This is a genomic window from Streptomyces sp. NPDC058308 (assembly GCF_042880275.1).
In the GTDB taxonomy this organism is placed as follows: Bacteria; Actinomycetota; Actinomycetes; order Streptomycetales; family Streptomycetaceae; genus Streptomyces.
In genome coordinates, this window is sequence record NZ_JBHVZA010000010.1 from 21,207 (window position 1) to 35,343 (window position 14,137).

The following is a 14,137-nucleotide window of genomic DNA, read 5'->3' on the forward strand; positions in this document are numbered from 1 at the left end:
TGCGATGTACACCGTAGAACAACTCTCGTACGGCGTACAAGAGATTTACCGGAGAGGGATCCGGGCCTAACTCCTCGGCTGTGTCAGGTCGTAGAACGTCGCGCCGCCCACCGTCACCTTCTTGAAGCCCGCCTCGACCCAGGACGTGATCGCGGAGGAGGCGCCGTCGCCGCCGCCCGGGCCGCCGCCCATGCCCCCGCCCCCGACGAAGTAGTGGATCTCGCCGTCCGCCACGTACTGCTTGAACCGCGCGAGTGTCGGCGACGGGTCGCTGCCGTTGAAGCCGCCGATCGCCATCACCGGTTCACCGGTGGACAGTTGGTAGCTCGCCGCGTTCTGGGAACCGATGGCCGCCGCGGCCCACGTGTACTCCCCGGCATCCGCCTCCAGGAGCTTCCCGGCCTCGGCGGACACCTGCGCGCCGTTCAGCAGGCCGCCCATGCCGCCGCCGTGTCCGGCACGCTCTCCGGTGGCGCCGCCCCCGGGCATCCCGCCGCCCGGCATCCCGCCACCGGGGCGGCCCTGAGGCGCTGCGCCCCGCGGAGCATTGCCCTGGCCACCCGGGCCACCCTGGCCACCCGGACCTCCGCCCCCGGGCCCCCCGCCCCTGCCTCCCATGCCGCCCGCCGACGCCGGGCCCGCCGTCACGATCGACCCCGTGTGCGCGCTGTCCACGGTCGACAGGGTGTACGCCAGCGGGCCCGCCACGGACGCCGCGAGGCTCAACCCGAGCGTGGCGAGGGCGAGTCGGCGGCCCAGGCGGCCCGCCACCAGCAGCCCCACCGCCCCCACCAGTCCCACGACGAGCACCGCCCACCGCAGCCACGGCAGGTAGTCCGCGGCCCGGCCGAGCAGCACGTACGCCCAGACCGCCGTGCCCGCGACCGTCCCGCCGAGCACCGCGCCCACCCACCGCGCGGCGCGCTCCTCCCACAGGACCGTGGCGCCCATGCCGACGAGCGCGGCGATGTAGGGGGCCAGGGCCACCGTGTAGTACTGGTGGAAGATGCCCGCCATGAAGCTGAAGACCGCGGCGGTCATCAGGAGCGAGCCGCCCCACGCCACGAACGCCGCCCGCGCGGTGTCCGTGCGGCGCGCCTTGCGGGTGAGGACGAGCCCCGCCACCAGGAGGACGAGGGCCGCGGGCAGCAGCCAGGAGATCTGGGCGCCGGTCTCGGAGTCGAACATCCGGCCGATGCCGGTCTCGCCCCACTGACCGCCACCTCCGCCGCCACGTGGGCCGCCGCCACCGCCCACGCTGCCGGTCTCCTCGCCGCTGATGCGGCCGAGGCCGTTGTAGCCGAAGGTCAGCTCCAGGAAGGAGTTGTTCTGCGAGCCACCGATGTAGGGGCGTGAGGACGCGGGCCACAGTTCGACGATCGCGACCCACCAGCCGCCGGACACTGCCATCGCGCCTGCGGAGAGGACCAGTTGGCCGAAACGCCTGCGCGGGCGCACCGGCGCGCACACCGCGTACAGGACCGCGAGCGGCGGCAGGATCAGGAACGCCTGCAGCGTCTTGGTGAGGAAGGCGAAGCCGACCGCGACGCCCGCCCAGACCAGCCACACCGTGCGGCCGTGCTCCAGGGCGCGCAGGACGCAGTAGACCGTGACGGTCATCAGGAGCGCGAGCAGCGCGTCGGGGTTGTTGAAGCGGAACATCAGCGCGGCGACGGGCGTCAGCGCGAGGACCGCGCCCGCGAGCAGCCCGGCCGCGGGGCTGAACCGGCGCCGTACGGCCGCGTGGAGCACGCCGACCGTCGCGACCCCCATCACGGCCTGCGGGGCGAGCACCGCCCAGGAGTTGAGCCCGAAGAGGCGTACGGAGAGTGCCATCGGCCAGAGCGACGCCGGTGGCTTGTCGACGGTGATCGCGTTGCCCGCGTCGAGCGAGCCCAAGAAGAGGGCCTTCCAGCTCTGGCTGCCGGCCTGGACGGCAGCGGAGTAGAAGGAGTTGGCGTAGCCGGACGCGCTCAGGTTCCAGAGGTAGAGGAGCGCGGTGGCGAGCAGCAGGCCGAGGAGCGCGGGGCGCGCCCAGCGGGGGTCGTCGGGGCGGCCGCGCCACAGCCGCGCGGTCAGGGCGCCGGGCCACCGGCGCGCGGTCCCGCCCCGCGCCGCCCGGAGTGGCGCCGGTGTGGGGGAGGTCGTCGTCATCGTGCGGTCCTCGGGTCGTGGGGTGCGGTGGTGTCGTGCGCGTGCGTGCTGCCGTACGCGGGGGTGGGCGCCGGAGCCGTCACTTCCAAAGTGGTCTCACGGCGGTCCGGGAACACCCACGCCCGCAGCAGCAGGAACCGCAGCACCGTCGCCGCGAGGTTCGCCGCGATCAGCACCGCGAGCTCCGTGGAGTGCGCGGGGGCGCCCGAGGCCGCGCCGAGCGCCGCGAGGGAGCCGCTGGTCAGGGCGAGGCCGATGCCGAAGACGACGAGGCCCTGCGCCTGGTGGCGGACCGCGCGGTCCCGGCCGCGTACTCCGAAGGTGAGCCTCCGGTTCGCTGCCGTGTTGGCCAGCGCCGACACCAGGAGGGCGAGCGCGTTGGCCGCCTGCGACCCGGTGAACGTACGGAAACCGCTGTAGAGCAGCAGGTAGAAGAGGGTCGAGAGGGCGCCGACCACGCAGAAGCCGACGAGTTGGCGGGCCAGGCCGCCGGGGACTCCGGCGAGCTGTCTGTCGCGCGGGTCGTCGCCGAAGGGGCGGGCGAGGCGGTCGAGCGGCAGCGCGCCGACGGTGAGCGCGCGCCCCACCCGCCACACGCCCTTGAGGTCGTCCGTGGCCGTCCGCACCAGCTGGACCGTGGAGTGCGGGTCGTCGACCCAGTCCACCGGCACCTCGTGGATGCGCAGCCCGGCGCGCTCGGCGAGGACCAGCATCTCGGTGTCGAAGAACCAGCCGGTGTCCTCGACCAGCGGCAGCAGCACCCGCGCCACATCACCGCGGATGGCCTTGAACCCGCACTGGGCGTCGGAGAAGCGGGCGTGCAGCGAGCCGCGCAGGATGAGGTTGTACGCCCGCGAGATGAACTCCCGCTTGGGGCCGCGCACCACCCGCGAACTGCGCGCGAGGCGCGAGCCGATCGCGAGGTCCGAGTGGCCGGAGATCAGCGGGGCGACCAGCGGGAGCAGTGCGTTGAGGTCGGTGGAGAGGTCGGCGTCCATGTAGGCGAGGACCGGCGCGTCGGAGGCGGACCAGACGGCGCGCAGCGCCCGGCCCCGGCCCTTCCGGTCGAGCCGTACGTGCCGCACCTCCCGTACGGAGGCGGCGAGCCCGGCGGCGACCTGCGGGGTGCCGTCGGTGGACGCGTTGTCCGCGACGGTGATGCGGAAGGGGTAGGGGAAGGTGCGGGCGAGGTGGTCGTGCAGCCGCAGGACGCACGGCCCGAGGTCCTTCTCCTCGTTGTAGACCGGAATTGCGACGTCCAGGACGGGCACGTCACGCCACGCGGCGGGAAGGTGGTCCCGCGACGGCAGGACACCCGGGGAAGAGTCGGTTCGCATGCGGCCGACACTCGCCAAGTGGTCTGTCAGGGCTGTGTGGTGAGGCTGTGGCCCGGCTGTGAGGTGGGACCGGAGGCCGCGCGGAGGGCGGCGGGACGCTCGCCCGGCACGGTCGGGGGGACGGCGGGGAGCCCGGTCGAGGACGCGGCGGGGAGCCCGGTCGGGGACGCGGCGGGGAGCGCAGCCGGCGGCTCGGCGGGGAGCTCGACGGCGAACACGGTCCGGCCCGGCACGCTCTCGACGGTCACCGTGCCCCCGTGCGCGCTCACGATGGCGCGTACGAGGGCGAGGCCGAGGCCCGTGGAGCCCGCCTGGCGCGAGCGGGACGCGTCGCCGCGCGCGAACCGCTCGAAGACGGTGGGCAGCAGGTCGGGGGCGATGCCGGGGCCGTCGTCCCGGACCTCCAGGCACACCCGCGGCCCGTCCGCGCGCACCCGGGCGGTGACCGTGGTGCCCGCGGGCGTGTGGGTCCGTGCGTTGGCGAGGAGGTTGACGACGACCTGGTGCAGGCGGGCGGCGTCGGCGTGGACGAGGGCGGGCTCGTCGGGGAGTTCGAGGCGCCAGTGGTGATCGGGGCCCGCGGCCCGCGCATCGCTGACGGCGTCGACGACGAGCGGCGCGAGATCACTGCTCCGGTACGAGAGCGGCTGTTCCGCGTCGAGCCGCGCGAGCAGCAGCAGATCCTCGACGAGCCCGGTCATCCGCTCGGCCTCGGACTCGATCCGGCCGAGCGCGTGCCGCGTGTCGGGGCCGGTGGACTCCCGCCCGCGGCGCGTCAGTTCGGCGTATCCGCGGATCGAGGCGAGCGGCGTGCGCAGCTCGTGGCTGGCGTCCGCGACGAACTGACGTACCCGTGTCTCGCTGTGCTGGCGCGCGTCGAGAGCGGAGTGGACGTGGTCGAGCATGCGGTTGAGCGCGGCGCCCACCTGCCCGGCCTCCGTCCGCGGGTCGGCGTCGGGGGCGCGCTCGTGCAGCGCCACCTCGCCGCTGTGCAGGGGGAGTTCGGCGACGCGCGTCGCGGTCGCCGCGATCCTGCGCAGCGGCCGCAGCGCGACACCGACCATGACGGCCCCGGCGAGCGAGGCGGCGACGAGACCGGCCGCGGTGACACAGACCTCGACGACGATCAGCGTGTTGAGCGTGTTCTGCGCCTCGGCCGTCGGGATGCCGACGAGGAAGTCGCCGCGTACGCCGGTCGTGTACCGCACGCGGTACTCGCCGCGCCCCGGGACCTCGACGTCGTGCGCCTCGCCGTCCCTCGGGACGCCGGCCAGCGCGGCGGTCCCGTCGTCGCCGAGCGGCGTCGCGTCCGGCAACGGACTGCCGCTGTCGCCGTCCGCCTCGGTGCTGACGAGGGCGCGCCCGACCGAGCCGTCCTGCCCCACCTCCGCGCCGATGGTGCCGAGCTCCTGCGGGCCCCGTGAGACGAACTCCAGCGGGTCGTCGTGCGCGCCGGGACCGTCGCCGCCACCACCCGGCAGCCCGCCGCCGCCCGGCAGGACGGCGGGCCCGGACGCCCGCTTCGCCACGTCGCCGAGCACGCCGTCCAACTGGTCGTACAGATGTGACTTGAGGGCGATGGTGGTGACCGTGCCGATCACCGCGCACACGACGGCGATCAGCGCGACGGCGGACAGGACGAGCCGGGTGCGCAGGGTGCGCGGCCGCCGCCGGGGTGTCGGGAGGCGTCTCACACGGAGCTCACGCGGAGCTCACACGGATACGGGCACGGGGGCCTTGATCAGGTACCCCGCCCCGCGCCGCGTGTGGATCATCGGCTCGCGGCCGGCGTCGATCTTCCTGCGCAGGTACGAGATGTAGAGCTCGACGACGTTGGCCTGGCCCCCGAAGTCGTAGTTCCACACCCGGTCGAGTATCTGCGCCTTGCTGAGCACGCGCCGCGGATTGCGCATGAGGTAGCGAAGCAGCTCGAACTCGGTGGCGGTGAGGTGGATGGAGTCCCCGCCGCGCGTCACCTCGTGGCTGTCCTCGTCGAGGGTCAGGTCCCCCACCACCAGGGTGGCTTCGCCGCGCTTGCCGGCGGCGCCCGCGCGCCGGATGAGCCCGCGCAGCCGCGCCACCACTTCCTCCAGGCTGAACGGCTTGGTGACGTAGTCGTCGCCGCCGGCCGTGAGCCCGGCGATCCGGTCCTCCACCGCGTCCTTCGCGGTCAGGAAGAGCACCGGCACGTCCGGCATCTCGCGGCGCAGCCTGCCGAGCAGGGCGAGGCCGTCCATGTCGGGCAGCATCATGTCGAGCACCACGGCGTCGGGCCGGAACGCGCGGGCGGCCCGCACCGCCTCCGCGCCGTCGCCCGCGCTGCGGATCTCCCAGCCCTCGTAGCGCAGGGCCATGGACAACAGGTCGGTGAGCGACACCTCGTCGTCCACGACGAGTACACGGACGGGGCTCCCGTCCGGCCTGAGCAGTTCGGTACGTGCCTGGGGCGAGGTCGTGGTCATACGCGACACCCTGCGCCGCGCCTCTGAGAGCACTCTTGCGCGAACCTGTGAATTCCCTGAGAAACCCCGCCCTGCCCCCGTCCCCGCCCCCGCGATCCGGCCCTCTCAGCCGATGCCGAAGAGCCGGGCGCCGTTCCCGTACACGACCCCCCGCAGCCACGCGTCGCCGAGCCCCAGCCGCTCAAGGGAGCGCAGTTGGTGCAGGTAGGAGTAGGGGATGTTGGGGAAGTCGCTGCCGAGGAGCACCTTCGCGCCCAGGTCCGCCAGCCTCCCCGACTCCTCCTCCGGGAACGGCATCAGCGCCTCGCTGAAGTCGGTGAACGCCATCGTCGTGTCGAGGCGGACCTCCGCGTACCGCTCCGCGAGGCCGAAGAACTCGGCGTACTCGGGCATCCCCATGTGCGCCACGACGAGCGGCAGCCGCGGATGGCGCGCGAGGAGCCGGGCGATCGGCTCGGGCCCGGTGTGCTTGCCGGGCTCGGGCCCGGACCCGCAGTGCACGACCACCGGCACACCGGCCTCGGCGAGCAGGCCCCACACCGGTTCGAGCAGCGGATCGTTGGGGTCGTAACCCCCCACCTGCACATGCGACTTGAAGACCCGGGCGCCCGCCTCGACGGCCTCCCGCACATACCGGTCCACGCCCGGCTCCGGGAAGAACGTCGCGGTGTGCAGACACCCGGGCGTGCGCCGCGCGAAGTCGCGGGCCCACCCGTTGAGCCACTCCGCCATCCCCGCCTTGTGCGGATAGATCATCGAGGTGAAGGCCCGCACCCCGAACTCCCCGAGCAGCGCGACCCGCCGCTCCTCCTCGTGCCGGTAGGTGATGGGCCACTCCACCTCGCCCGTCGTGGCGTAGGAGTCGAAGTACGCCCAGACCTTCTTGAGCACCCGCTCCGGCATGAAGTGCGTGTGTACGTCGATGAGTCCGGGCACCCCGACCCGCTCCCGGAACCGCCGCACCTCGGCGGCCTCCGCACCCCCGCTCCCCTCACCTCCGTTGCCGCCGCTACTCCCGCTCAAAACCGTGGCTCCTCTCGACCTTGGCGACGTGCAGGACGTACGTCTCGTACCAGTCCTCGCGCCCCCGCCGCTGTGCCGCACGGTGCTCCAGATCGCTCCGCCAGGCCCTGATGGCCTCCTCGTCACGGAAGTACGAGACGGTGACGCCGAGGCCGCCCGGCGTCCGGGCCGAGTCGGTGCCGAGGTACCCCGGCACCTCCGCGACCAGCTCGTCCATCCGGTCGGCGGTCTCTCCGTACCCGTGGTCCCCCTCGGTGCGCACGGAGGAGAAGACGACGGCGTAGTAAGGCGGTTCGAAGGGCCCGGCAGGTCTTGTCGCGTGATCACTCATGCCGCCACACTCGGCCCGTCATCCCACCCGCGTCCACCCCTGATCGCCGTCTCTTGCCCAACGGTCGCGCAGACTTGACCATTCGGTCAGCGAACGGTCCCCTCGGCACGACAGGGCGCCGCGAACCGTCAGAAGAGCCCGTCCTGCTCGGCGCCCCCACCGCTCCCGCCACTCCCCGCCGCGACGGCCCGGACCGGCACCGTCACGCCCGCCCCCGCGTCGGCCGCCACCAGCTCCCACCCCACGAGCATCCGCGTGTCGACCACCAGCACGCCCCCGTCCGCGAGCGCCAGATGCAGATCGGGCCCGGCCGCCGCGACAAGGCGCCCGGCGACGACCCCACCGTCGACCAGCTCCCGCACCACCGCGTCCGACGCCCCGCCGCCCGAGTCGAGCCCGAACGCCCCGGAGTGGTCCACGGCCTCGAACGCCACCCGCTCCAAGGCCTCGGCCCACCCGTCGAGCCCCACGGCCCGCCCGTACAGCTCCGCCAGCTCCCGCGCCCGCTCCGCCCACCCGGGCAGCGCCCCGCGCACCTCCCGCTTGCGCGCGTACGGCACCCGGTCCGGCACCCCCAGCGCCGCCCGCAACAGCTCCTCCGTACGCCGCGCCGCCATCAACGGCCCCCGCCCCAGCCAGCAGAAGGCCATTGCCCCCTGCTCCAGGAGCCGCGCCCCGCCCCGCTGCTCCGCCGTGATCCCGGCCTTGACCAGTCCGGGCCCGAACCACGCCAGGTACACCCGGTACGTACGCGGATCGTCGGGCACGCCGTCCGCCGCCACCGAGAACGCCCGGTCGAGCCGCGCGCACTCCGGACAGCGCGCCTGCGTGGCCCGCCCCGGCACAACGGCCCGCAGCGGACACGGATTCCCCCGGGCCCCGACGCATCGCCGCTCACCGACGGCCCGGAACCCGATGTCCGTCCCGTACGCGAGGGCGCTGTCCCGGCCCCCCGCCCACCGCAGCACGGGCTTCCCACTCGGCCACCCGAGCCCCGCGCAACGCCACTCCACTCCCGCGACCCCGATCCCGATCCTGATCCCGATCTTCCCGCCGAGTTTCCTTGTGCACGGACAACGCAAAAGGCCCCCGGATCATCTCCGGGGGCCTCTTGGCTGTGTGCACTCGGCAGGATTCGAACCTGCAACCTTCTGATCCGTAGTCAGATGCTCTATCCGTTAAGCTACGAGTGCTTGTTTTTTCTTTTGTTCTCGTCTCCGCTTCCCGGCCCTTCGGCCCGTTCGCGGCGACAGGAAGAACATTACATGACTGCCGCCGCCATGTGAAATCCGTTCGGTGGACCCCTTGTGAGCTGCGAAAACGCACCGGAGCCCCGGTCCAGTGGACCGGGGCTCCAGGTCGAGCTGCGGAGGCGGAGGGATTTGAACCCTCGATGGGATTTAAGTCCCAAACCGCATTAGCAGTGCGGCGCCATAGACCGGACTAGGCGACGCCTCCAGCTTGCACACCTGCGCGAGCGCGGGTGGTTGCGTGCAGATGATGACACAGCCGGGTGGCTCGTCACCAATCGCGGCCCCCACGGTACTAGCCCCGCGGTCCGCAGGGCAAAGCGATACGCGCCACCGCAACGTCGGGGGGCGTACGGCGTTAGAGCGGTAGAGCCACCCGTCCCAGGACGGCCACCGTCCCCCTTCCCTCTTCTCCGTGGAGCCCGAAATGCTGCGTCGTCTCGCCCTCACCGCCGCCGCCTCCGCCGCCGCGCTGTCCGCCGTCCCCGCCACCGCCCACGCCGGCTCGCCCCTCACACCCCCCACCGACCGGCTCACCGTGACGGTCGCCGACTCCGGGGGCCCGAGCGACGGGACGTACGTACTGAATTGCCACCCGACGGGGGGCACGCACCCGGACGCGGCCGACGCGTGCGCGCGGCTCGACGACGTCACGGTCTACGGCAAGGACCCCTTCGCGCCCGTGCCGCGCGACGCGATGTGCACGATGCAGTACGGCGGACCCGCCACCGCGCACATCAAGGGGACCTGGCAGGGGCGGCCCGTCGACGCCACGTACGACCGCAGCAACGGCTGCGAGATCGGGCGGTGGAACGGTCTCGTGCCGGTGCTGCCCGCGACCTCGCCGTGACCAGGCAGTACGGAAAACTCACACGTTCTGCGTGCGACCTCCCTCTCATCCGGCATCGCGCGCACGACCTCTCCCCGTAGACTCCCTCCCGTGACACGCCACGGGCCGGCGGGCAAGATGGCCTGAGCGAGTCGGCAAGAAGCGGTAATCAGGGAGGAAGCGTCGTCGTGAGCAGCAGGCCATCCCGAGGCGCTGCTCGCCTCGCAGCCATACTCGACGCCCTCCCGGACGCGCTGGTGCTCGTCAACGCCAACGGCACGGTCGTGAACGCCAACGCCATCGCGCTCGAGGCGTTCGAGGCACCCGGCACCGCGCTCGTGGGGCGCGGTCTGCTCGATCTGCTGCCGGGGTTCGACTCCCGGCTCATCCCCGGATCCATGCGGCGCCCGGACACCATCGACGAGCGCGGGCGCACCAAACCCACGCGGATGACCGCACGGCGCACGGACGGCAACGAGTTCCCCGTCGAGGTCACCAGCTCCCCGCTGGAGGACGGCAGGGCCGCGTACGACGCCCATGGGTACACCGGCGACGAACTCCTGATGCTCGTCGTGAGGGACCTTTCGGGCACGGTGGACACCGAGGCCGAACTCGCCCGCTCGCAGCGGCAGACCGAGATGATCCTGCGCGCCGCGGCCGAGGGCGTCGTCGGGACGGACACCGACGGACGGGTCGTCCTCGTCAATCCGGCGGCCGCCCAGATACTCGGTTTCCGCGCCAGCGACCTCGGCGGGCAGGAACTGCACCCGCTGGTCCTGCACTCGCGCGCCGACGGCGAGCCCTTCCCGTACGACGAGTCCCCGCTCGCCGACACCCTGCGCTCGGGACGCAAGCACCGGGTGCGCGGGCAGGTCCTGTGGTCCAAGAGCGGCGCCAAGGTGCCCGTCGACCTGACGACCTCGCCGGTGCGCGACGGGGACCAGCTGGTCGGCGCCGTGATGACCTTCACCGACCGCAGGCCCTACGACGAGCTGGCCGAGAAGTACGAGGCAGCGCTCGCCCAGCACGCGGAGGAGCTCAGGGCCGCCGCGGAGGAGCGCGCCGCGGAGATCAAGGCCGCCGAGGAGCAGCGGGCCGAGGCCCTCGCCGCCGAGCAGGAGCGGTACGCGGCGCTCGCCGAGCGCGAGAAGGACCGCTTCGAAGAGCTGGCCGAACGCGAGAAGGGGCGTTACGAGTCCCTGGCCGCGCGGCACGAGCAGCTGCTCGCCGTCCTCGGCTCGTCCCTGCGCGGCCCCCTCGACGAGCTGCGCCGCGAACTGGCCGCGCTCGCCTCCGACGACGCCGGCCAGCTGTGGCCCGAGGCCAACCAGGTCCTGCACCACCTGTCCGCCGGATACGCCCGGATGACCACGCTCGTCGACAACGTCCTCGGCTTCCAGCGCCTCGACGCGGGCGACGCACAGCTTTCCCGTACGACGGTCATGCTCGACGCGGTCGTCGCCGCCGGTGTGGAGGGCGCGGTCGAGCTGATCGGCCCCGGGCGCGCGCAGTTCGCGGTGCACGCGCCGCCGATAGAGCTCACGGTCGACGCGGAACAGCTCGCCACGGCGCTCGCGCATCTCGTCGCTGACGTCGCGGGGATCGACGCGACCGGCAACGCACGCGCGGGAGTCGGCGCCGCCGCCGCGGCCGGTTACGTCGACTCGACCATCGTGGTGGCCGCGGCCCAGCGCGGCGAGGTGGTCCGCATCGAGGTGCGCGGGCCGTACGCCGGGGGAGACCCGGTGCACGAGCCGATCGTGCGGGGCATCGTGCGGGCCCACGGAGGCGTACTGCAGACGCACGAGGTGCCGGGCATGGGCGGCAGTGCGTACGTTCTCGAAGTACCGATGGGGTCGCGGTCGGGGACGGGAACGAGGACGGGGACAGGGACGGGGACGGGGACGGTCTCTACGGAGATGGTGGTTTCGTCCGCTCCTGGGGCGGGGGCCGTTGCCGGGGCGGGGGCCGTTCCCGGTAGTTCGGTCGTGGTGCCTGAGCAGGCTTCGGCCACGTCGGGTGGCGGGCGTCGGCGGGCTCGGCGCGCGTCGGTGGACTCCTTCCTGGAGACCGGTGCTTCGGAGGCCTCGGATACTTCCGCCGGGGCATCGGATTCCGCCGGGGGTTCTTCCGCCGGTGATACGGAAGGGGGCGCTGCCACCTCCCCGACCGGTACGGGGCGGCGCAGGGGCCGGCGCGCGACGGAGGCCTCTCCGGAGACGTTCGGTGGGCCGGTGCCCACCGATGCGGTGGCCGGCCCTTCGGCTGCCGGCCCCGTGAGTGGCCCCGGTGCGGGGGCGCAGGCTCCGGAGACGTCCGGTGGCGCTTCCGGTGGCGCTTCTGGCGGCACGGGACGGCGCCGCGGGCGGCCGAGTGCCGCCGAGGGTACGGAAGGCGCCGTGATGACGGCGGCCGAACACGCGGCCGGATCCGCCGCTTTGGGCGAGACGGTGCCGCCGCAGGGTGTGCCCGTCGGGGAAGCATCGACCGGGCGCCGCGCCCGGCGCGCCGGTGAGCAGCACGCGCTGCCCGCGCTGGCTTCGGGGCCGTCCGGCACGTCCGGCGCCGACCCGGGTGTCGGCACAGGTGTCGGCACAGGTGTCGAGCTCGCCGCCGTCGAGGCCGGGGCCGGACACGGCGACGCGGGTGCGCGGCCCACGGGTCGGCGGGCGCGACGGGCGCTGGCGGCCGCCAAGGAGCGTGCCACCGCGGAGGAGGCGAACAGCGGGCGCGTCTTCGCGCTGCCGCCCGCCGCGGCCGACCGCACGCCGGGCCAGGACGTCGCGGGGTACGCCCCCGCGGGGCACGCGGCGGGCCAGGAGTACGCGGCCGCGCAGGAGATCACCGGCCAGCACGCGGCGGCCGCGCGTCGCGGGGACGACGACCACACGCCGCCGCAGCCTCACCCGGCACAGGCCCCGACGGGCCGCCGCTCCCGCCGGACGGGCGCCCCGCAGGCGCCTGGGGTGCCTGGGGTGCCTGGTCAGGGGGCTCCTGGTCAGGGGGCTCCCGCTGAGGGTGCCCAGGCTCCGGAGAAGGCGCAGCCCCAGCAGGGCGTTCGGGGCGCCGGTCCCGGGCCGCTGCCCGCGCCGCAGCCGTGGCCCGACGGCACCACTCCGCCCGGCGGCGTGCCCGCCCAGGGCACTCCACACTCCGCGGGCACCCCGCACTCCGCGGGCACTCCACACTCCGCGGGCACTCCGGCGCACGGCATCCCGTCGCCGAACCGGGCGGCCCAGCCGCTGCCCGCCGAGGCCCCGTCCGGGGACCCCCACTCGACGCAGGGGCGCTCGATCAGCGTGCGGACCCTCGGGCAGGGCGTGCCGTTCGGCCGGCAGATCGGCCAGCAGCGCGGTGGTCCGCAGGCAGCCGGTCCGCAGGGCGGCCCGCAGCCCGGTGCAGCCGTACCCGGTGCGGCCGTACCCGGCCAGGGTCAGCAGCCGCCGCGCAACGCCCGGATCTCCCCGTCGCCCCAGGCAACGCAGTCCCCGCAGCCCCCGCAGCCCCCGCTGCCGCCCCAGGCACCGCAGCCCGGGCAGCCAGCAGCCGCCGCGGCGGGACCGATGCCGGCACCGGAGACCCCTGCCGACCCGCAGGCGCCGCAGACCGGTCCGGGTCAGCCGCAGGCGGGCGCCGCGCAGTCGCACACGCTCGGTGGCTCCGGGCGGCGGCGTCGGCTCGGCACGCCCCCCGACCCCGCGGCCGACGAGCGTCCCGAGACCTCCGCGCGCCCGCACCCGCAGCCCCAGCCGCACGCCCCGGCGCACCCCCAGTCCCGTATCGCTTCCACCACCGAGGGCGCCGGACGTTCGTACGCGATCGGCGCTCCGGACGAGGACGCCGACGAGGGTCCCGAGCCGCTGGACGGCCCCGGCGGCGCCGTCGAGGTCGCGAACCGGCCCCAGCCCCAGCCGATGGACGACGAGCTGCCGCCCGAGCCGCTCGACAACCCGCGCCGTCTCCTGGTGTGGCCCGCGCCCGACGTCGCCACGCAGCAGGCGCTGAGCGACCGCGGCTACCGCCCGGTGATCGTGCATTCCCGGGAGGAGGTCGACGCGCAGATCGCGGCGTTCCCCGCAGCGCTGTTCGTCGACCCGCTGACCGGGCCGATCACGCGCACGGCGCTGCAGTCGCTGCGGCAGGCGGCCGTGGCCGCCGAGGTGCCCGTGCTCGTGACGGCGGGCCTCGGCCAGGCGACGCGCGAGGCGGCGTACGGCGCCGACCCCGCCGTACTCCTGAAGGCCCTCGCGCCGCGCGACAGCGAGCAGCACCCGCCGCGGGTCCTCCTCATCGAGGAGCACGAGGAGATCGCGCTCGCCCTGACCGCCACGCTGGAGCGGCGCGGCATGCAGGTCGCGCGGGCCGAGAGCGACGCGGACGCGGTGACGCTCGCGGCGCAGATGCGGCCGAACCTCGTGGTGATGGACCTGCTCCAGGTGCGCCGCCGCAGGGCCGGGATCGTCGACTGGCTGCGCGCGAACGGCCAGTTGAACCGCACGCCGCTGGTCGTCTACACCGCGGCCGTCGACGAGACGGAACTGCCGAAGCTCGCGGCGGGCGAGACCGTGCTGTTCCTCGCGGAGCGCTCCACCAGCAGTGAGGTGCAGGGCCGGATCGTGGACCTGCTGGCGAAGATCGGCACGAACTAGCGGCGCGTACTAGCGGCGCGTACTAGCGGCGCGTACTAGCGGCGCGAACGGACGGTCTGAACCGGCGGTTCGCACCGCCGGTTCGCACCGCCGGTTCGCACC

General features: G+C 74.1%; 9 protein-coding genes and 2 tRNA genes. 2 read left to right on the forward strand and 9 right to left on the reverse strand.

Annotated features, from left to right (window positions below):
• Positions 1–66: 66 nt before the first annotated feature.
• The 9 genes from ACFVYL_RS15690 to ACFVYL_RS15730 all read right to left on the reverse strand — a co-directional run bounded on the left by ACFVYL_RS15690 (position 67) and on the right by ACFVYL_RS15730 (position 8,765).
• Positions 67–2,154 (reverse strand): ArnT family glycosyltransferase, encoded by a 2,088-nt coding sequence (locus ACFVYL_RS15690; RefSeq protein ID WP_389715933.1) that lies wholly within the window; start codon positions 2,152–2,154, stop codon positions 67–69.
• Positions 2,151–3,491, reverse strand: coding sequence for a glycosyltransferase (locus ACFVYL_RS15695; RefSeq protein WP_389715934.1), 1,341 nt, complete (start codon positions 3,489–3,491; stop codon positions 2,151–2,153). Before ACFVYL_RS15695 ends, ACFVYL_RS15690 begins: the two co-directional genes overlap by 4 nt.
• 26 nt (positions 3,492–3,517) lie before the next feature.
• Positions 3,518–5,185, reverse strand: coding sequence for a sensor histidine kinase (locus ACFVYL_RS15700; RefSeq protein WP_389715935.1), 1,668 nt, complete (start codon positions 5,183–5,185; stop codon positions 3,518–3,520).
• Between the two features lie 18 nt (positions 5,186–5,203).
• Positions 5,204–5,953, reverse strand: a complete 750-nt coding sequence (locus ACFVYL_RS15705) for a response regulator transcription factor (protein ID WP_389715936.1) — start codon at positions 5,951–5,953, stop codon at positions 5,204–5,206.
• 105 nt (positions 5,954–6,058) lie between these two features.
• The gene (locus tag ACFVYL_RS15710; RefSeq protein WP_389715938.1) at positions 6,059–6,976 is read right to left on the reverse strand and encodes an amidohydrolase family protein; all 918 of its coding nucleotides are present in this window, start codon (positions 6,974–6,976) and stop codon (positions 6,059–6,061) included.
• A complete protein-coding gene (locus ACFVYL_RS15715; protein WP_389715939.1) occupies positions 6,963–7,307 on the reverse strand; it encodes an antibiotic biosynthesis monooxygenase family protein in 345 nt (114 codons plus the stop codon). Before ACFVYL_RS15715 ends, ACFVYL_RS15710 begins: the two co-directional genes overlap by 14 nt.
• Before the next feature lie 128 nt (positions 7,308–7,435).
• Positions 7,436–8,320, reverse strand: coding sequence for a DUF2797 domain-containing protein (locus ACFVYL_RS15720; protein ID WP_389715941.1), 885 nt, complete (start codon positions 8,318–8,320; stop codon positions 7,436–7,438).
• A 107-nt stretch (positions 8,321–8,427) separates the two neighbouring features.
• A tRNA-Arg gene (locus ACFVYL_RS15725) sits at positions 8,428–8,500 on the reverse strand.
• A gap of 174 nt (positions 8,501–8,674) precedes the next feature.
• A tRNA-Ser gene (locus tag ACFVYL_RS15730) sits at positions 8,675–8,765 on the reverse strand.
• Positions 8,766–8,984: 219 nt separating this feature from the next.
• On the opposite strand from ACFVYL_RS15730, the gene ACFVYL_RS15735 reads away from it, so the two are divergent.
• Both ACFVYL_RS15735 and ACFVYL_RS15740 read left to right on the forward strand, forming a co-directional pair.
• A complete protein-coding gene (locus ACFVYL_RS15735; RefSeq protein WP_389715942.1) occupies positions 8,985–9,407 on the forward strand; it encodes an SSI family serine proteinase inhibitor in 423 nt (140 codons plus the stop codon).
• A gap of 167 nt (positions 9,408–9,574) precedes the next feature.
• Positions 9,575–14,035 carry a PAS domain-containing protein gene (locus ACFVYL_RS15740; RefSeq protein WP_389715944.1) on the forward strand — a complete coding sequence of 1,487 codons (4,461 nt, stop codon included), beginning with the start codon at positions 9,575–9,577 and terminating at the stop codon, positions 14,033–14,035.
• The last annotated feature ends 102 nt before the right edge of the window (positions 14,036–14,137 follow it).

Excerpts from the sequence above, each read along its gene's own strand:
- ACFVYL_RS15690 (WP_389715933.1), bottom strand. The coding sequence starts at position 2,154 with ATGACGACGACCTCCCCCACACCGGCGCCACTCCGGGCGGCGCGGGGC.
- ACFVYL_RS15735 (WP_389715942.1), top strand. The coding sequence starts at position 8,985 with ATGCTGCGTCGTCTCGCCCTCACCGCCGCCGCCTCCGCCGCCGCGCTG.
- ACFVYL_RS15705 (WP_389715936.1), bottom strand. The coding sequence starts at position 5,953 with ATGACCACGACCTCGCCCCAGGCACGTACCGAACTGCTCAGGCCGGAC.
- ACFVYL_RS15715 (WP_389715939.1), bottom strand. The coding sequence starts at position 7,307 with ATGAGTGATCACGCGACAAGACCTGCCGGGCCCTTCGAACCGCCTTAC.
- ACFVYL_RS15695 (WP_389715934.1), bottom strand. The coding sequence starts at position 3,491 with ATGCGAACCGACTCTTCCCCGGGTGTCCTGCCGTCGCGGGACCACCTT.